Annotated in this window: 18 protein-coding genes; 2 read left to right on the top strand and 16 right to left on the bottom strand. The window is 67.5% G+C overall.

Annotated elements, in window-relative coordinates; genetic code table 11:
* Positions 1-68 precede the first annotated feature (68 nt).
* The 8 genes from AC1Q9M_RS22630 to AC1Q9M_RS22665 all read right to left on the bottom strand — a co-directional run bounded on the left by AC1Q9M_RS22630 (position 69) and on the right by AC1Q9M_RS22665 (position 7,493).
* On the bottom strand, positions 69-476 hold the full coding sequence (locus AC1Q9M_RS22630) for a hypothetical protein (protein ID WP_492435870.1): 408 nt from the start codon (positions 474-476) through the stop codon (positions 69-71).
* A gap of 82 nt (positions 477-558) precedes the next feature.
* A complete protein-coding gene (locus tag AC1Q9M_RS22635; RefSeq protein ID WP_492435872.1) occupies positions 559-873 on the bottom strand; it encodes an Ig domain-containing protein in 315 nt (104 codons plus the stop codon).
* Between the two features lie 288 nt (positions 874-1,161).
* On the bottom strand, positions 1,162-2,616 hold the full coding sequence (locus AC1Q9M_RS22640; RefSeq protein WP_382328058.1) for an aldehyde dehydrogenase: 1,455 nt from the start codon (positions 2,614-2,616) through the stop codon (positions 1,162-1,164).
* A 28-nt stretch (positions 2,617-2,644) separates the two neighbouring features.
* Entirely contained in the window at positions 2,645-3,472 is an 828-nt protein-coding gene (locus tag AC1Q9M_RS22645; protein ID WP_492435874.1) for an ABC transporter ATP-binding protein, read from the bottom strand.
* Positions 3,469-4,272, bottom strand: a complete 804-nt coding sequence (locus AC1Q9M_RS22650) for an ABC transporter ATP-binding protein (protein ID WP_444687673.1) — start codon at positions 4,270-4,272, stop codon at positions 3,469-3,471. Before AC1Q9M_RS22650 ends, AC1Q9M_RS22645 begins: the two co-directional genes overlap by 4 nt.
* Positions 4,262-5,290: a branched-chain amino acid ABC transporter permease gene (locus tag AC1Q9M_RS22655; protein WP_444687674.1), complete on the bottom strand. Its 1,029-nt coding sequence runs from the start codon at positions 5,288-5,290 to the stop codon at positions 4,262-4,264. The genes AC1Q9M_RS22650 and AC1Q9M_RS22655 overlap by 11 nt, the downstream gene beginning before the upstream one ends.
* A complete protein-coding gene (locus AC1Q9M_RS22660) occupies positions 5,287-6,189 on the bottom strand; it encodes a branched-chain amino acid ABC transporter permease (protein WP_492435876.1) in 903 nt (300 codons plus the stop codon). Before AC1Q9M_RS22660 ends, AC1Q9M_RS22655 begins: the two co-directional genes overlap by 4 nt.
* Before the next feature lie 107 nt (positions 6,190-6,296).
* The gene (locus AC1Q9M_RS22665) at positions 6,297-7,493 is read right to left on the bottom strand and encodes an amino acid ABC transporter substrate-binding protein (RefSeq protein WP_382328054.1); all 1,197 of its coding nucleotides are present in this window, start codon (positions 7,491-7,493) and stop codon (positions 6,297-6,299) included.
* A gap of 168 nt (positions 7,494-7,661) precedes the next feature.
* Here AC1Q9M_RS22665 and AC1Q9M_RS22670 point away from each other — a divergent pair, with 168 nt between their 5' ends.
* Entirely contained in the window at positions 7,662-8,642 is a 981-nt protein-coding gene (locus AC1Q9M_RS22670; protein ID WP_492435878.1) for an AraC-like ligand-binding domain-containing protein, read from the top strand.
* A 410-nt stretch (positions 8,643-9,052) separates the two neighbouring features.
* Here AC1Q9M_RS22670 and holA read toward each other — a convergent pair whose 3' ends face one another.
* The 7 genes from holA to AC1Q9M_RS22705 form a co-directional block, all read right to left on the bottom strand.
* Complete coding sequence (gene holA / locus AC1Q9M_RS22675; protein ID WP_444687676.1) at positions 9,053-10,105, bottom strand: DNA polymerase III subunit delta; 1,053 nt, start codon at positions 10,103-10,105, stop codon at positions 9,053-9,055.
* Between the two features lie 22 nt (positions 10,106-10,127).
* The gene (locus AC1Q9M_RS22680; protein ID WP_382322240.1) at positions 10,128-10,667 is read right to left on the bottom strand and encodes an LPS-assembly lipoprotein LptE; all 540 of its coding nucleotides are present in this window, start codon (positions 10,665-10,667) and stop codon (positions 10,128-10,130) included.
* 10 nt (positions 10,668-10,677) lie between these two features.
* A complete protein-coding gene (gene leuS / locus AC1Q9M_RS22685; RefSeq protein WP_492435881.1) occupies positions 10,678-13,359 on the bottom strand; it encodes a leucine--tRNA ligase in 2,682 nt (893 codons plus the stop codon).
* A gap of 114 nt (positions 13,360-13,473) precedes the next feature.
* Positions 13,474-13,908, bottom strand: a complete 435-nt coding sequence (locus AC1Q9M_RS22690; RefSeq protein WP_382153181.1) for an ExbD/TolR family protein — start codon at positions 13,906-13,908, stop codon at positions 13,474-13,476.
* A gap of 79 nt (positions 13,909-13,987) precedes the next feature.
* Positions 13,988-14,665: a MotA/TolQ/ExbB proton channel family protein gene (locus AC1Q9M_RS22695; RefSeq protein WP_382153179.1), complete on the bottom strand. Its 678-nt coding sequence runs from the start codon at positions 14,663-14,665 to the stop codon at positions 13,988-13,990.
* 31 nt (positions 14,666-14,696) lie between these two features.
* Positions 14,697-15,518: a 4-hydroxy-tetrahydrodipicolinate reductase gene (gene dapB / locus AC1Q9M_RS22700; protein ID WP_444691245.1), complete on the bottom strand. Its 822-nt coding sequence runs from the start codon at positions 15,516-15,518 to the stop codon at positions 14,697-14,699.
* On the bottom strand, positions 15,515-16,081 hold the full coding sequence (locus tag AC1Q9M_RS22705) for an outer membrane protein assembly factor BamE (protein ID WP_382153176.1): 567 nt from the start codon (positions 16,079-16,081) through the stop codon (positions 15,515-15,517). The genes dapB and AC1Q9M_RS22705 overlap by 4 nt, the downstream gene beginning before the upstream one ends.
* 188 nt (positions 16,082-16,269) lie before the next feature.
* Between AC1Q9M_RS22705 and fur the strand changes: the two genes are divergently transcribed.
* On the top strand, positions 16,270-16,713 hold the full coding sequence (gene fur, locus AC1Q9M_RS22710) for a ferric iron uptake transcriptional regulator (protein WP_291113688.1): 444 nt from the start codon (positions 16,270-16,272) through the stop codon (positions 16,711-16,713).
* Between the two features lie 111 nt (positions 16,714-16,824).
* Here fur and hprK read toward each other — a convergent pair whose 3' ends face one another.
* On the bottom strand, positions 16,825-17,775 hold the full coding sequence (gene hprK, locus AC1Q9M_RS22715; RefSeq protein WP_291113686.1) for an HPr(Ser) kinase/phosphatase: 951 nt from the start codon (positions 17,773-17,775) through the stop codon (positions 16,825-16,827).
* Positions 17,776-17,849: the final 74 nt, after the last annotated feature.

Raw genomic sequence — 17,849 nt, forward strand, 5'->3', positions numbered from 1 at the left:
GAGCTGCTTTGCTCACAAAGCGGTGGGTCAGTATTCGATGGAAATCTCGGGTCAGAGATCGGCGGAATTCAACAGCGATGGTGCTGAAACTGCTTTTCCTTGGCCAAGTACTCATCAATCCCGTGCCTGAGAATGAGCATCGCCTTGAGGCACGTCTCAAGGCTGTAGCCAACCAGCATCAATGCAACCGCGCAATATTGGGTATCGCAAACGCCGCTCACGAGAGGTGGCATCGTTTCCCACTTGGGCTCTGCCCTCACAAGGATGGCCGCAGCTTCAGTCAGAGCTTGCGCCTGCGTGAGCCAAAGAACTGGGTGCTTGAGATCTTCCTTTGTCGGTGCATCGCGTGGCTGATAGCCAGGTTCGGCAATCATCCTGGCGGTTTCCCATTTGAGCCAGGCAAGACCACCATATCCGATTGGGTCGGCGTCGAATGCCTTGCGGTCTGGGCCAATCATCTTGTCGAGCATGTCCATGTAAGACGCCTAACGCAAAGTATTCCGCAGAATCGGCGGGAAGAGTTGGACGGGACGAGCCCTTCTGGTCACATTGCTTCTCTTAAAAAATGCAACTAGACCAAAGAGTCCCGCACCACGATCTGCTTTTATACAGGCAGAGATAAAGGCGGTCCGTCACGCACATCTGCCGCGACACCACAAGGCTCATCTCGTCGAGGAACTCGCGCTTGTGCATCCTCTTGACCCTTGCGCTCGAATCGGTCTGCCGCTGCAGGGTGGTGGGTGTGCCGGTGATGAGGCCAGTGCGGGTGTCCAGGCTCAGGCCGCCAGGCAAGGCGGGTGTGGCGGCAAAGGTGGCCGTGCCGCTGTCGCCGGTGAGGCGCGGTGTTGGGCGTGATGGATTCGCCCACCACATAGAGCGCCTGCTCGGTGTCGTAGCTAAGGGCGGTGGGGGCCGCAGGGATCACAGGGACCGCAGGGGCTACGGGCGTGTGGCTGCTGCCACCGCAGGCGGAAAGGAGCGCCAGAGCGCACACGGGCAAGGCCCATGACCATGGGTGGTGCAGCCGGGCGCGCGTGGCGTTGATGAAGGTGCAGTGGTCGCGTGGTCCATGCAATGATGCCTCGGGTCGGGTTGCTATGCAGAATCTAGCATTGATGGCTTAGCCAACAACCCCAAGGGCCTCACCCAGGCACCGACGACTCAGAACGGATAGTGCCTAGGCGTCGTCTGCATCGTGATCCACCGCAGCTCGGTGAATTCGTTGATGCCGGCCTTGCCGCCGAAGCGCCCGATCCCCGAGCCCTTCACGCCGCCGAAGGGCATCTGCGCCTCGTCGTGCACAGTGGGGCCGTTCACGTGGCAGATGCCGGAATCGATCTTGCGCGCCACGTTGAAGGCGCGCGCGATGTCGCCGCCGAACACGGCGGACGACAGGCCGTACTCGTTGTCGTTGGCGCAGGCAATGGCCTCTTCCACGCCGTTCACGCGCACCACGCATTTCACGGGGCCAAACGTTTCCTCGTGGTAGATGCGCATGGCGGGCGTCACGTGGTCGAGCACGGTGGCGGGCATGAGGGTGCTGTCGGCCTTGCCACCGCAGAGCAGCTTGGCGCCTTTGGCGAGGGCGTCGTCGATGAGGGCGTTGCAGTGGTCCACCGTGCCCTGGCCGATGACGGAGCCGAGCACCACGGGCTCGGGTTTGCGCGGGTCGCCGAGCGGCAGGGCCTTGGCCTTGTCGCTGAATTTCTTCACGAATTCGTCGGCGATTTTCTGGTCGACGATGAGGCGCTCGGTGCTCATGCAGATCTGGCCGCTGTTGGCGAAGCAGCCGAAGGCGGCACCGTTGACGGCGTCTTCGATGTTGGCATCGTCGAGGATGACCATGGGGGCCTTGCCGCCGAGTTCGAGCACCACGGGTTTCAGGTATTTCGCGCAGGTCATGGCGATGATCTTGCCGACCTTGGTGGAGCCGGTGAAGTTCACGCGGCGCACGGCGGGGTGGGCCACCATGGCTTCGACCACGGCGCCGGCGTCGGCGGGGGCGTTGGTGATGTAGTTCACCACGCCAGGGGGGAAGCCCGCGTCCTGGAAGGATTCGACGATGAGCTGGTGGGTGCGCGGGCAGTTTTCGCTGCCTTTGAAGATGACGGTGTTGCCGCAAGCCAGGGGCACGCAGATGGCGCGCACGCCGAGGATGATGGGCGCGTTCCACGGGGCGATGCCGAGCACCACGCCGGCGGGCTGGCGCACGCCCATGGCGAGCGAGCCGGGCACGTCGGACGGGATGACCTCGCCGGCCACTTGCGTGGTGAGGGACGCGGCCTCGCGGATCATGCTGGCGGCGAGCATGTTGTTGAAGCCGGCCCACATGCCGGTGGCGCCGGTCTCGGCGGCCACGGCTTCGATGAATTGGGGCAGCTTGGCTTCGAGCGCATCGGCGGCCTTGAGCAGCAGGGCGCGGCGCTCGTTGGGGCCGGTTTCGCTCCAGGTCTTGAAGGCTTCGGCGGCGGCTTCGACGGCCATCACGGCGTCGGCCGGGCTGGCGGCGGGGGCGCGGGTGGCCACGCTGCCATCCAGCGGGTTGCGGCGTTCGAAGGTGGCGCCCTTTTCGGCCGTGACTTTGAGGCCGTTGATGAGCATGGACAGGTCGGACATCGGGTTTTCTCCTGGGTGTTTGGGTTGTTCAATGGGTGGCGGCAGCCACGGCCACGGCCTTGCGGCGTTGCACGGCGTCGGCCGCGCTGGTGGTGCCGCTGGCGGGGTCCTTGTCGGCGCCGAGGTAGGCCTCGCGGATGACGGTGGAGCGCGCGAGCAGCTTGGCCGGGCCGCTGGCGACGAGCGTGCCGCGTTCGAGCACGTAGCCCCGGTCGGCGACGGCGAGGGCCTTCTTCACGTTCTGTTCGACCATGAGCACGGTGGTGCCGGCGTCGGCGATGCGGCGCACGATGGCGAGCAGTTCATCGACCATGCGCGGCGCGAGGCCGAGCGAGGGCTCGTCGAGCATGAGCAGGCGCGGCGCGCACATCATGGCGCGGGCCACGGCCACCATCTGCTGTTCGCCGCCGCTCATGGTGCCGGCGAGTTGCGTGGCGCGTTCCTTGAGTTTGGGGAAGTCGGCGAAGGCCTGTTCGAGCCGTTGGGCGCGCGCGGCCTTGGGCACGAGCCAGCCGCCGAGTTCGAGGTTTTCCGTCACGGTCATCTGCGGGAACAGCTGCCGGCCTTCGGGCACCAGGGCCACGCCGGCCTGCACGATCTCGTGGGTTTTTTCGGCGAGTTCCTGGCCGTCGAGCAGCACGGTGCCGCTGCGCGGGATCAGGCCGTTGAGGGCCTTGAGCAGCGTGGTCTTGCCCGCGCCGTTGGGGCCGAGCACGACGGTGAGGCCGGGCTGGATGTCGAGCTTGATGCCGCGCAGCACGAGGAAGGCGCCGTAGCCGGCGGACAGGCCGTCGACCTTGAGGCGCGCTCGCGCGCCGCCGCCGAGTTCGAAGGGGGTGGGTCGGTACCACATCATGCGGCGGCCTCTTCTTCTGCGGCTGCTTCGTTCATCTCGTCGCCCAGGTAGGCCTCGATCACTTCGGCGTTGCGCACCACTTCGGCCGGTGTGCCGTCGGCGATCTTGCGGCCCTGGTGCAGCACGATCACGCGCTCCACGTGGCGCAGCAGCGTGGTGACGGCGTGTTCGATCCAGACCACGGTGAGGTCGAGTTCGTCGCGCAGGCGGCGGATGAGGCGCGCCATTTCCTCCACCTCGTTTTCGGTGAGGCCGGCGGCCACTTCGTCGAGCAGCAGCAGGCGCGGGCGCGTGGCCAGGGCCATGCCGATTTCGAGCAGGCGCTGCTGCGAAGGCGTGATGGCGGCGGCGGGCAGATCGGCCTGCGCGCTCAGGCCGATGAGGCCGAGGATGCTTTCCGGCGTGCGCAGCACCCAGGGCACGGAGGCTTCTTCGCCCCACAGGATGTACTTGCGCGGGCGGCGGCCGGCGAACTTGAGGCCGAAGGCGATGTTGTCGCGCACGGCCATGTCGCCGAAGACGCGCGGCGTCTGGAAGGTGCGCGCCAGGCCGTTGGCGGCGAAGCGGTGCGGGCCCTGGCCGGCGAGTTCGCGCCCCTGCACCGAGAGCGCGCCGCTGGTGGGCTTGGTCACGCCCGAGATGGCGTTGAAGAAGGTGGTCTTGCCGGCGCCGTTGGGGCCGATGATGCCGACCAGCTCACCGGGCAGGAAGCGCGCGCTGACGGCGTCCACCGCCGTGAGGCCGCCGAAGCGCACGGTGACGTCGCGGGCGTCGAGCAGGGCTTGCCGTTCAGTAGACATGGCTGCGCTCCCGCTGGTCTTTCTCGCGCTGCTTGCGGCGTTTGGTTTCGCCGCTCAGGTCGTCCTTGATGTCTGCCCACCAGGCCTTGGCGCCGTCGCGCCAGCCGCGGAAGGTGTCGGCGCGCAGCGAGGCCAGGCCGCCGGGCAGGTAGAGCACGGCGAGGATGAGCAGCAGGCCGAGCGACATCATGTAGACCTGCGGCACCTGCAGGCGCAGGGTTTCGGCGAGCACGCTGAAGACGATGGCCGCGATGAGCGGGCCCCACAGCGTGGCCGCGCCGCCGATGAGGGCGATGAGCACGGTCTGGAAGCCGATGAAGGGGTTGAAGACGGTGTGGGGGTCGATGTAGGTCCAGCGCACCGACATGGCCGCGCCCACCGCGCCGGCCACGGCCGCCGTGAGCGCGAAGCCGGCGATCTTGACGAGGCGGGTGTTCACGCCCAGGGTCTGCGCGCGCTGTTCGTCGGCCCCGATGCCGAGCATGGCCAGGCCGAAGCGGGTGCGGCGGATGGCGATGGAGAGCGCCACCGTGCCCACCGCGAGCAGCAGCACGGTGAAGTAGATGGTGTCGCGCTCGGGCACGACCATGAGCACGCGGCCCACGGTGCCGGTGACGGATTTTTCGAAGTAGCTGATGGCGTGGCGGATGAGCTCGGTCATGCCGAAGGTGAGCACGGCGAAGTAGGTGCCGCGCAGGTGCAGCACGGCCGCGCCCATGACGATGGCCACGCCGGCCGCGATGAGCGCGCCCAGGCCGATGGCCTGCGCCCAGGACACTTTCTCGAGCAGGATGGCGCTGGCGTAGGCGCCGATGCCAAAGAAGGCCGAGGTGGCGAGCGAGAGGTAGCGCGTGGTGCCGCAGAAGAGCGCCCAGCTGGAGGAGAGCGCGACGTACATCAGGCAGGTGAGCGCCATGGAGACGACGAACTCGCTGGCGAAGCCGGGCAAGGCCACGGCCCAGCCGGCGAAGCCGAAGAGGACCAGCAGGTCGCGAATGAGGAACTGGCGGGAATTCATGCTTTGCGACTCTTTCGAGCGAAGAGTCCTTCGGGCCGAAGCAACAGCACGCCGATGAAGACGACGTAACTCAGCAAGGCCTTGAGTGAGGGGTTGGTGAAGTGCATGCCCAGGGCTTCGATGACGCCGAGCAGCAGGCCACCCGCGAGAGCGCCGCCCATGCTGCCGAAGCCGCCGAGGGTGATGACGATGAGCGCGGTGACGGTGTAGGGCTCGCCCATGGAGGGGCTGATGGTGTAGGCCATGGAGAGCAGGCAACCGGCCACGCCCGAGAGGCCCAGGCCGATGCCGAACATCATGGGGTGCAGGCGCTTGGTGTTGATGCCCATGAGCTGCGCGCCGGTGGGCGACTGCATGAGCGCGCGCACGCCCTTGCCCAGCAGCGTGGTGCGCAGCAGCAGGATGAGCGCGCCCGAGAACAGCAGGGCCAACCCGAACACCACCAGCTTGTTGACGGCGAACTGCGCGCTGCCGCCCGGCAGGGGAATGGCCAGCGGCTGCGTGAGGTAGTCGTAGCCGCGCAGGTCGCCGCCCCACACGTAGGAGATGAAGTTCTGCACCAGGAACATGAGGCCGAAAGCGACCATGAGGCCGCGGGCCTCGAACACGTCGAGGTTGGGCGAGGTGGCGGTGAGGCGGCGGAAGCACAGCCAGTGCACCGCCACGCCGAGCGCGAACAGCAGACCGAACGAGACCGGGATCATGAGCAGCGGCGAAAGGCCGAAGGAGGTTTGCACCATCCAGGTGAGGAAGGCCCCCACCATGAGGAACTCGCCGTGCGCGATGTTGAGGATGCGCATGAGCCCGTACTGAAGGTTCAGCCCGAGCGCGACGAGTGCGTAGATGCCTCCGGTGATGAGACCGGAGGCGATGAGTTCTAGCCAGACGGAAAAGGACATACAGAGGACAGAAGGACACGGTCAAGGATGCCGTGGGTCCGGCTTTGCCGGCCCACGGGCATCGCCCCTTGAGGGGAGACGCGCCGCAGGCGCGGCGCAGGGTGGGCCTATTTCCACGCGGGTTTGCTGGGGTTGAGCTTGGCGGTGGCGACCTTCTGCGGCCACACCACCTCGAACTCGCCGTTCTGCCACTGGCCCACGGTGCCGGGCGTGCCCACGTTCTCGCTGCCGCTGAACTTGATGTCGCCGATGATGGTTTTGTGGGTGGTGTTGGCCACGTAGTCGCGGATGGCCTTGCGGTCCAGGCCCTGCGCCTTCACGGCGTTGGTGAGGATTTCCAGGCCGGCCCAGCAGGCGCCGCTGGCCCAGCGATCGGGTTCCTTCTTCTGGCTGGCGACGTGGGCGTCGAAGTAGGCCTTGGCACCCGGGCTGGTCTTGCCGTTCCACGAGCCCATGCCGAGCACGCCTTCGGCGCCGGCGGGGGTCATGACGTTCTTGTAGAGCGGGAAGGCGGTGCCCACCGAGGCGTAGAAGAACTTGGGGTTGAAGCCGATTTCCTTGGCCTGGCGGCTGGCGAGGATGGTGTCGGGCGGGTAGGTGAAACCGACGAAGGCGTCGGGGTTCTTGTCCTTGATGCTGCGCAGCGTGGGCGAGAGGTCTTTCACGCCACCGGGGTAGCTGGTTTCCTGCACGAGGTTGATGCCGGTGCCTTGCAGCGCGACCTTGAGGGCGGAGTAGTTTTCGAGCCCGAAGAGGTCGTCCACGTAGACGACGGCCACGGTCTTCACGCCGTTGGCCTTGAACATCTCCACCAGCGCGTCGCACATGGGCTTGGGCTGCTGCAGCAGGAGGAAGAAGTAAGGCAACTTCATCTCGGCCAGGCGGCGCGAGAGCGCGGTGGGCGCGAGGAAGGGGTAACCCAGGCGGTTGGCCAGCGGGGCGACGGCGAAGTTGGCGTTGCTGCCCCAGGGCGGGAGGACGAGGTCGACCTTGTCGCTGCCCATGAGTTTTTCGTAGGTGCGCACGACGGTTTCCATGTCGCTGCGGTCGTCGCTGCTGATGAGCTCGATCTTGCGGCGCACGCCTTTCACATCGAGGCCGCCCGCGGCGTTCTGCTGTTCGGCCCACAGCAGGTAGTTGGGTTCCTGGCTGACCTGGGCACCGCCCGTCCACGGGCCGGTGCGCGACATGGAGTAGCCGACGCGCACGGGCGCGGATTGCGCGAGCAGCTGGGGCGCGAAGGACATGGCGCCCACCGTGGCGGCGGCGCTTTGAATGACCAGACGGCGATTGGGATGGGCCATGGTGTGTCTCCTGGAGTTGTGGTGGACCAAGCCGCATCGTAGGGAGAACCGGGGCGCGCCGCTATGCTGGCCGTGCACTGCCTGCTTGTCGGAATGTGCACGCCGATTCGGGTTAACCCTTGACCTCGCGCGCCGCGCCTGGGCGGACCGCGCCCGATAATCCGGCCCATGACCGCCCCCACCCCGTCATCCACCATGACCACCGATGCCGTCGCCCCGGGCGAGCGGGCGGCGATCTGGCGCGACTGGGTGTGGACGCATTTCGGGGGCCTGGAGTCGGACCTGTATGGCGACGTGGGTTTCGACGGCCACATGCATGCCTCGCACGCGGGCGACGTGGTGTTGACCAAGCTGGAGGCGAACCGGCACCGGGTGCTGCGCAGCCCGCAGTTGGCGCGGGGCAGCGAGCGGGCTTATCTGAAGATCGTGGCGCCATGGCAAGGCAGTGCGGGGGTGCAGCAGCACAACCGCGAGGCCTGGGTGCGGCCGGGTGGCTGGGCGATTTACGACACGACGGGCAGTTACGAGATCGCGAACCCGGAGCGGGTGGAGCATTTGATCGTGATGTTGCCGAAGGAGCAGCTGGCGGAGCGCGGTTTGCGGCTGGAGCCTTTGATGGCGCGGCATGTGGGCGGCGTGAGCGGGATCGCGCGGGTGGCGCTGGAGACGATGCGCACGACGTACCAGGAGTTGCCGGGGATGAGCGAGAACGCGGCGCGGGGGGCGGGTGAGCTGATCGTGGAGTTGGTGCGTTTGTCGTTGCAGGAGTTGTCGGGGCGCGAGAACGGCACGACGCAGCTGGAGGCGTTTCGCGATCGCATCCGTGAGCACATCGGGCAGCATTTGCGCGATCCGTCTTTGACGTTGGACCACATTGCGCAGGCGCTGAATTGCAGCAAGCGGCATCTGCACAAGGCGTTCAGCGCGGAGGACGATACGCTGGCGCATTACATCCAGCGGCAGCGCATCCAGGCTTGCATGCGGGAGCTGGCGCATCCTTCGCGGGCGCATCACACGATCACGGAGATCGCGTTTTCCTGGGGCTTCAACAATGGGGCCCACTTCAGCCGCGTGTTTCGCGAGCACACGGGGCAGTCGCCGAGCGATTTCCGGGAGTCGGCTTTGCGGTCCAGTGCTTCGGCTGCTTGAGGTTTGTCGCTCTCATTGCGTTTCTAACTGAGACCTCGCGTCAGGCCAGTGGCGGGATCCGACTGCTCCGGCCCTGCTCGCGGGCGTCTGCCTAGGTCCGCCCCCTCCCCTTCGTCAACACCGTTGTTGGCACGCCCCCTCTGCGGCAACCGCGAATGGGGGCCTGCGCATTCGGACGCCGCCACTGTCCTGCGAAACAACGTAGGCACACCCAGCTTGGTACGCCACCACTTCTTTGGGGCGGGTGGTTTGGTCATGAGGGCGCTGGCCCCATTCGCGGTTGCCACAAAAGCTTGCGCGCTCACCCGGTGTTGATGAAGTGATGTCTGCGCGCTCGGGCAGTCGCCCGCGAGCGGCCGGCGCCAGCATGACCGGACCACCCGACCTCGCCAACCCCTTGGAGTGAAAAACTACCGTACCGAGCAGGCCAAAGAAACCTTCATGGCCATCTGCTGCAAAGCCTGCCAGGGATCGGCCGGCCAGGTAGGCACCTTGAGGCCCTTGACGATGCCATCCACCGTGTGCGCATCGTCGAGCCAGCGCGAGAGGGTGGCGATGCTGAGCAGAGGAATCGCCCGCTCCATGAGCTTCTCCTTCACCCCCCACACCCGGTTCTCGCGCAAAGCCATCGGCAACGGCCGCCCCGCATCCATCGCGGTGCGGATGCGGTGCAGCGTGCGGATGTCTTCCGACAAAGCCCAATGCACCAACACCGGCGCCTCGCCCTCCGCCTGCAAACCGTCCAGCATGCGCTGCACCCGCTGCACCTGCCCCCCCAGCACCGCCTCGGCCAGCTTGAAGGCGTCGTAGCGGGCCACGTTGAGCACCGCCCCCTCCACCTGCTCGAAGCTGAGTTCACCCGCGGGATGCAACAGCGCGAGCTTCTGGATCTCCTGGTGCGCCGCCAGCAGGTTGCCCTCCACCCGGTCGGCGAAGAACTGCAGCGTGCGCTGCCCCTCCTCGCCCGAGGCCACGCGTTGCCCCTGCTGCTGCAGGCGCTGCGCGATCCACTGCGGCAAAGCCTTGCGGTCCACCGGGTCCAGCTTCACCGTGGCGCCAAAACTCTCCAGCGCGGCGAACCAGGCGCCCTTCTGCGTCGCCATGTCCAGGCGCGGCAACAGCACCAGCGTGAGTGTGCTGTCGTTGCCCTGCGAGGCCTCGGCAATCTGCTGCAACACCTGCGAGCCGTCCTTGCCCGGCTTGCCGGAAGGGATGCGGATTTCGATCAGCTGCTTGTCGGCGAACAGGCTCATCGAGCCGCCACTGGCCAGCACCTCGCCCCAATCGAAATGCGCGCCCGCCACGGTGTGCACCGTGCGCTCGGTGTAGCCCTGCTCGCGCGCCACCGCGCGAATCGCATCGGCCGCCTCCTGCACCAGCAAGGGCTCGTCGCCGTGCAGGGTGTACAGGCTCTTGAGCCCGCGCTGCAGTTGGGCGGTGAGTTGGGGTGCGGCGATCTGCATGGGTCTCGCGGGGCGCTGTTCGTCAGAGGGATTTCACCGCCGCCATGCGGCGCACGACCTGCTGCACGGCATCGCTCACCATGTCCCGATACAGCAGCTCTTCTTCGGCCGCCTTCGAGAGCACGACCGTTTCGTTGAAGCTCAGGTCGCGTTCGAGCAGCAGCTCCGTGTCCTCGATCAGTTCCTTGTCCATCGCCGTGCGCAAGCGGAAGGTGAAGCGCGTGCGCAGCTGCAGTTCGCGCACCTGGCCGGCGGCCGTCTGGCCCACGGCGATGCGCTCGCGCTGGTCGGCAACCACGGTCAACACCACGTCGGCGGGTGCCGCACCGCTCACCACCTGCAGGCCGTTGGTGAGCAGCGCCTTCCGCAACTCGTACGCCACGGGTGTGCTCGCGGCACTGGCGAAGCGCACGGTCTTGAAGGCGAAGGTGGGCGCCTGGCGCAGCTTGAAGCCGCAGCCGGCAACGCCGCCCGTCAGCACCACGGCGCCCGCCGCCAGTTGCAACAGCGCGCGGCGGCGCGTGGCGGAAGGGGACGAAGGGAGCGCGCGGTGGGTTGGCATGTATCGACTTTCAGATGACCACGTTGACCAGACGGCCGGGCACGACCACCACCTTTTTCGGCGCGGCGCCCGCGGCCTGCTTGATGAAGGCTTCGCTGGCCAGCGCCGCCGCCTCGATGGCGGCCTTGTCCGCGGCGGCGGGCACGGTCACGCTGCCGCGCAGCTTGCCGTTGATCTGCAGCATGAGTTCGATCTCATCGCGCTGCAGCGCGGCGGGGTCGGCTTCGGGCCAGGGCGCATCGAGCAGCTCGCCCGCGTAGCCCAGGTCGCTCCAGAGCGTGTGCGCGATGTGCGGCGTGGCCGGGTAGATCGAGCGCAGCAGGATGCCGAAGCCTTCGGCCAGCGCCGCGTTGTCGCCCGCGGAGCCGTCGGGCTTGAAGTCTTCCAGCGCGTTGAGCATCTTCATCGCGCCCGAGACCACGGTGTTGTATTGCATGCGCTGGTAGTCGTAGTCCACCTGCTTGAGCACGGTGTGAATTTCCAGCCGCAGCGCCTTGGCGGGCTTGGACAATGCCTGGCCCGCCACGCCGGCGGCGAGCGCGCCCAGGCCAGCGGTGGCCGAGAGCTTCACGCCGAAGGCCCACACACGGCGCAGGAAGCGGTAGCTGCCCTCCACCGCCGCGTCGTTCCACTCCAGCGTGGCTTCGGGCGGCGCGGTGAACATGGTGTACAGGCGCGCGGTGTCGGCGCCGTATTTCTCGATCAGGTCCTGCGGGTCCACGCCGTTGTTCTTGGACTTGGACATGGTGCCCACGCCCTCGTAGTCGATCGGCGTGCCCACGGGCAGCATGCCGTCGCCGCTGGTGGCGGGGTTCTTGAGCTTGGCGCCCACGACCTTGCCGGTGTCGTCGAGCACGTGCTCCACGTCGTGCGGCCAGAAGTAGTCCTTGCCGCCCTTGGCGGTGCGCCGGCTGTAGATGTGGTTGAGCACCATGCCCTGCGTGAGCAGGTGGGTGAAGGGCTCGTCCACCTTGACCAGGCCGAGGTCGCGCATGACCTTGGTCCAGAAGCGCGCGTACAGCAGGTGCAGGATGGCGTGTTCGATGCCGCCGATGTACTGGTCCATCGGCATCCAGTAGTCCGCGCCACCAGCGACCATCTGCTCGTCGTTGGTGGGGTCGCAGTAGCGCATGAAGTACCAGGACGAGTCCACGAAGGTGTCCATGGTGTCGGTCTCGCGGCGCGCGGGCGCACCGCACACGGGGCAGACCACGCCGGCGTGGAAGCCCTCGTGCTTGTGCAGCGGGTTGCCCGAACCGTCGGGAATGCAGTCCTGCGGCAGCACGACCGGCAGGTCCTGCTCGGGCACGGGCACGGCACCGTGTTCGGCGCAGTGGATGATGGGGATGGGGGTGCCCCAGTAGCGCTGGCGGCTCACGCCCCAGTCGCGCAGGCGGAAGGTGGTCTTCTTCTCGCCCATGCCCTTGCCGGCCAACAGCTCGGCGACCTTGTCGACGGCGGCCTTGTAGCCCAGGCCGTCGAGCACGTCGGAGTTCACGCACACGCCGCGCTGCTTGTCGCCGTACCAGTCGGCCCAGGTGTCGGTGCTGAAGGTTTCGCCATCCACCGCCACGACCTGCTGGATCGCGATGCCGTACTTGTTGGCGAACGCGAAGTCGCGCTCGTCGTGCGCGGGCACGCCCATCACGGCGCCGTCGCCGTAGCTCATGAGCACGTAGTTGCCGACCCACACGTCCACCTCCTTGCCGGTGAGCGGGTGGGTGACGGTCAGGCCCGTGGCCATGCCCTTCTTTTCCTGCGTGGCGAGTTCGGCTTCGGTGGTGCCGCCGGTTTTGCACTCTTCGATGAACGCGGCCAGGGCCTTGTTGCCTTCGGCCGCGTGCGTGGCCAAGGGGTGTTCGGGCGCCACGGCGCAGAAGGTCACGCCCATGATGGTGTCGGCGCGCGTGGTGAAGACGTACATCCGGCCGCCGCCGATGGGCGCGCCACCGGCGTCCTGGATCGTGTGGGGGAAAGCGAAGCGCACGCCCTCGCTCTTGCCGATCCAGTTTTCCTGCATCAGCCGCACCTTGTCGGGCCAGCCGTTGAGGGTGGCCTTGGGGTTGCCGATCTGCACGTGGTCGAGCAGCTCGTCGGCGTAGGCGGTGATGTTGAGGTAGTAGCCCGGGATCTCGCGCTTCTCGACCACGGCGCCGGTGCGCCAGCCCTTGCCGTCGATCACCTGCTCGTTGGCCAGCACGGTCTGGTCCACCGGGTCCCAGTTGACGACCTGGGTCTTGCGGTAGGCGATGCCCTTTTCCAGCATGCGAAGGAACAGCCACTGGTTCCACTTGTAGTAGCTCGGGTCGCAGGTGGCGACTTCGCGCGACCAGTCGATGGCCAGGCCCATGGCCTGCATCTGCTGCTTCATGTACGCGATGTTTTCGTAGGTCCACTTCGCGGGCGGCACGCCGTTCTTGAGCGCGGCGTTCTCGGCCGGCAGGCCGAAGGCATCCCAGCCCATGGGCATGAGGACGTTGTGGCCCTTCATGCGCAGGTGGCGCGCGAGCATGTCGTTGATGGTGTAGTTGCGCACATGCCCCATGTGCAGCTTGCCACTGGGGTAAGGCAGCATCGAGCAGGCGTAGAACTTCGACTTGCCCGCATCCTCGCTCACGCGGTAGGCGTCGATGGCGTTCCAGTGGGCGTGCGCGGCGCGCTCGACTTCCTTGTGGGCGTATTTGTCTTGCATGAACCAGGGGCCGGACCAGCCGGGGACGGGGTGAAAGGAGAGAGGGCGCGCGGTGGCGCGGGGAGATGCGGGATTTTAGGCCTTGGCCCGATCCGCACGCCCGTGCCCCGGCATTCAGCGCGCGGCGGGGGGCGCACTGTCGGCCACGAAGCCGATGCGAGAGAGGCCGGCGCTCTGCGCCAGGCCGATCAGCTGCACCACGCGGCCATAGGGCGCGGCGGCGTCGGCGCGCAGCTGCAGCTCGGTGGCGGGGTTGCGCCGGGCAGTCTCCTGCAGGCGCTGGCGCAAGGCGTCCTCGGCCAGGGGTTCGTCGTTCCAGTGCAGCTGACCCTGGGCGTCCAGGGCCAGGGAAACAAAGGCATCGGCCGCCGCCGGGGCGGTGGCGGGCACCTCGGCCTTGGGGAGTTCCAGGGCCAGCCGGCTGGCCATGAAGGGGGCGGCAATGATGAAGATCACCAACAGCACCAGCATCACGTCCACCAGGGGCGTGACGTTGATATCACTCATGGGCCGGTCGCCCGTGGGGCGCTCCAGCCTGCCGAAGCTCATGCCCCCACGCTCCGCCGCTGATGCGGGTCGCTGCCCCCCGAGGGGGCTGACCTGCCTTGGGGCAGCCCGGCGGCAGGTCTCACGATGGACTCCCTGAATGCGCCAGCAGCTCGCGCAGGTCGCGCGCGAAGCCTTCCAGGTCGGCCTCGATGCGGGCGATCTGGCGGCCCAGCACGTTGTAGGCAAGCACGGCGGGAATCGCCACCGCCAGGCCGGCGGCGGTCATCACCAGCGCCTCGCCCACCGGGCCGGACACCTGCTCGATGCGGAAGGGCCCGTCCAGCCCGATGCCGGTGAGCGCGTGGTAGATGCCCCAGACGGTGCCCAGCAGGCCCACGAAGGGCGCGGTGGAGCCCACGGTGGCCAGCAGCACCTGGCCGAACTGCAGGCGGTGCAGCACGCGGTGCAGGGCATCGCGCAGCACACGGGTGAGCTGCTGCGAGCGGTCGCCGGCAGCGGCCAGGGTGTGGGGTGCTGCGCTGTCCAGGCCGCGCGCGGCCTGCAGCAGGGGCAGCACGATCCGTTGCGGGTCGAACCGGCCCAGGCGCGCCTGGGCGTCGTCCAGGTCGCTGGCCTGCCAGAAGGCGGCGGTGCTCAGGCTCAGGTCGGCTGCGGCGCGGCGCAGCAGCCAGGCCTTCCAGAGAATGACCACCCAGCTCGCGACCGACATGGCCAGCAGCAGCAGGGCCACGGCACGGCCGAGCGCGTCGGCCTGGCTCAGGGTTTGCAAAAGCCCGACCGGGGCGCTGGCGTCCATGGCGCTGGGGTTCTTCTGCTGGGACCCGGGCTCAGCGCAGGCTGAGCACGTCGAACATGTCGTACAGCCCGGCCGGTTTGCCCGCCAGGAAGCGCACGGCGCGCAGGCTGCCCTGCGCGTAGGTGGTGCGGCTGCTGGACTTGTGCGTGATCTCGATGCGCTCGCCGGTGCCGGCGAACAGCACGGTGTGGTCGCCCACGATGTCGCCGCCGCGGATGGCCGCGAAACCAATGGTCGACGGGTCGCGCTCGCCGGTGACGCCTTCGCGCGCGTAGACCGCGCATTCCTTGAGGTCGCGGCCCAGCGCGTCGGCGATCACCTCGCCCATCTTGAGGGCGGTGCCGCTGGGCGCGTCCACCTTGTGGCGATGGTGCGCCTCGATGATCTCGATGTCGTAGCCCGTGGCCATGGCCTTGGCCGCCATCTCCAGCAGCTTGAGCGTGACGTTGACGCCCACGCTCATGTTGGGCGCCATGACGATGGGGATCTGCTTCGCGATCTGCGCGATCTCGGCCTTCTGCGCGTCGGTGAATCCGGTGGTGCCGATGACCACGGCCACGCCCAGCTTCGCGCATTCGCGCAAATGCGCCATCGTGCCCTCGGGGCGGGTGAAGTCGATCAGGAACTGGCTGCCCGAGAGGCCGGCGGTCAGGTCGGCGGTGATGGCCACACCACTGGCCTGCCCCGCAAAGCCGGCCGCGTCCTGGCCGATGGCCGGGCTGCCGGCGATGTCGAGCGCGCCGGTCAGGGTGCAGTCGCCGCTGTCGCGCACGGCTTCGACCAGCATTTGGCCCATGCGGCCGCTGGCGCCGGCCACACACACGCGCAGGGCGGCGTTCACGGCGGCGCTCAACGTGCCGCTCCCGAGCTCTCCAGCGGTGGGTAGACGGTGTCGGGCGATGGTGCCGGCGGCGTCGGCTCGGGCGCCAGGGGGGTGTTCTTGTCCTGGAAGGATTTCAGCTGGGCCTCGGTGGCCTGCAGCGGCGGCACCTTGCCGAACTTGCGCCGCGCGTCGAGCGAAGCCACGAATTCCACCTCGCTGGGCAGCTCGTCGCCTTCAAAACGTTCGAGCGTCTCGCCCTTGAAAAACGCCGTCAGCTTGCGCTGCTGGGGCTCCTGGCCCTGGCGGCGGAAGGTGAACACGTAGTCCCAGCGGTCGGCATGGAACACGCTGGACAGCAGGGGCGAGCCCAGGATGTCGCGCACCTCGGCCCGCGACATGCCGGGCTTGAGCGCCTGCGCCTGCTCACGCGTGACCACGTTGCCCTGCACGATGTCGATCTTGTAGGGGGTGATGATGGTCGGGACGTAGCTGCAGGCCGAGAGCGAAGCCACGGCCATCAGCGCGCACAGGGCGTGCGCCAGACGCGGGGACGGCTTCGTGGAACGGGCGCGGCGGGGTGAGAGGAAATGCATGTGGGCTGACCCTGGAGGCGTAACGCCGTGTGCCGCACAGGGAAAAATGCGGCAGCCGGCGGACGCTGGCGATATGATCCGGTCATTGTAGCCCCGGGGTCCTGCACCGGAGGGCACCCCACCCCAGGGGTCGGCGATGCCCGGTGGCGCTCATTTGCGCCTGTTTCAACCCCTTGCACCTGCCTGCCATGACCAACATCGAAGAACTCAAGAGCACGGGGCTCAAGGCCACCCTGCCCCGGCTGAAGATTCTGGAGGTGTTCCAGAACGCCAAGCAACGGCACATGACGGCCGAAGACGTGTTTCGCGTGCTGCTCGAAGAACGCTCGGACATCGGCCTGGCCACGGTCTACCGCGTGCTGATGCAGTTCGAGCAGGCGGGCCTGCTCACGCGCAGCAACTTCGAGTCGGGCAAATCGGTGTTCGAACTCAACGAAGGCCAGCACCACGATCACCTGGTCTGCCTGGACTGTGGCCGGGTCGAGGAGTTTTTCGACGCCGAGATCGAGAAACGCCAGCAGATGGTGGCCAAGGCCCGTGGCTTCGTGCTGCAAGAGCACGCGCTGTCGCTCTACGCCAATTGCAGCAAGACCGACTGCCCGCACCGGGGCAACGTGCACCGCGTCACCTGACGAACGCACCCGGGTTTTCTTCTCAAGAAGCGCCGCGGAACTGGCTTTGCCAGGCCGCAGGCACTGCCCCCTGGAGGGGGTGACGCCGCAGGCGGCGCGGGGGTGTTCCTTCTACTCACTGCGCGACATGGCCGCGCGGTGGCGTGAGACGAACTCCTGGTAGGTGTCGATGCCGCGCAGCTGCAGGATGGTGTTGCGCACGGCCGCTTCCACCAGCACGGCGATGTTGCGGCCGGCCACCACCTGGATCACCGCCTTGCGCACCGGCACGCCCAGCACGTCCTGGTACAGCGGCTCGTGGGGCATGCGCTCGTAGTCCCGCTCCATGGTTTCTCGGCGCACCAGGTGCACGATCAGCGAGAGCCGCATCTTGCGGCGCACCGCGGTCTCGCCAAAGATGGCCTTGATGTCGAGCAGGCCGATGCCGCGCACCTCGAGCAGGTTCTGCAACAGCTCGGGGCAACGGCCCTCGATGCTGGTCTGGTTGATGCGGTAGAGGTCCACCGCGTCATCGGCCACCAGGCCGTGGCCGCGCGAGATCAGTTCCAGGCCCAGTTCGCTCTTGCCCAGCCCGGATTCGCCGGTGATCAGCACGCCCATGCCCAGGATGTCCATGAACACACCGTGCATGGAGGAACGGTCGGCGAAGTGGCGCGAAAGATAGGCACGCAGCACGTCGATGACAAAAGCCGCCGACTCCTGCGTGGAGAACATCGGGATCTGGGCCCGCTCGCACATCGCGGTGAGGGCGTCGGGCGCGGTCTGCCCGTCGGCCACCACCAGCACCGGCGGCTCCAGCGTGACGATGCGCGCCACGCGGCGTCGGTTGTCGTCCTCACTGGGGCTGGTGAGGTAGGCGACTTCGCGCTCGCCGAACACCTGCACGCGGTAGGGGTGGATGTAGTTGAGGTACCCGACCAGATCGGCGCCGGAACGCGCGGCGCGAATGGCAACCTCGTCAAAACGGCGCTCGGAGGCCCCGAGGCCGGCGATCCACTGCCATTTCAGGGCGTCGCGATGGTCCTCGAACAGGACATCGGCGCTGACGACGGTGGGTTTCAAGGCGAGTGGCCAGCCGCAGGGCCGCCCCAAGGCTGGTCAGCCCCCTTGGGGGGCAGCGACCCGTGAAACGGTGA

The sequence above is a fragment of the Hydrogenophaga sp. GW823-FHT04C09 genome, assembly GCF_058796355.1.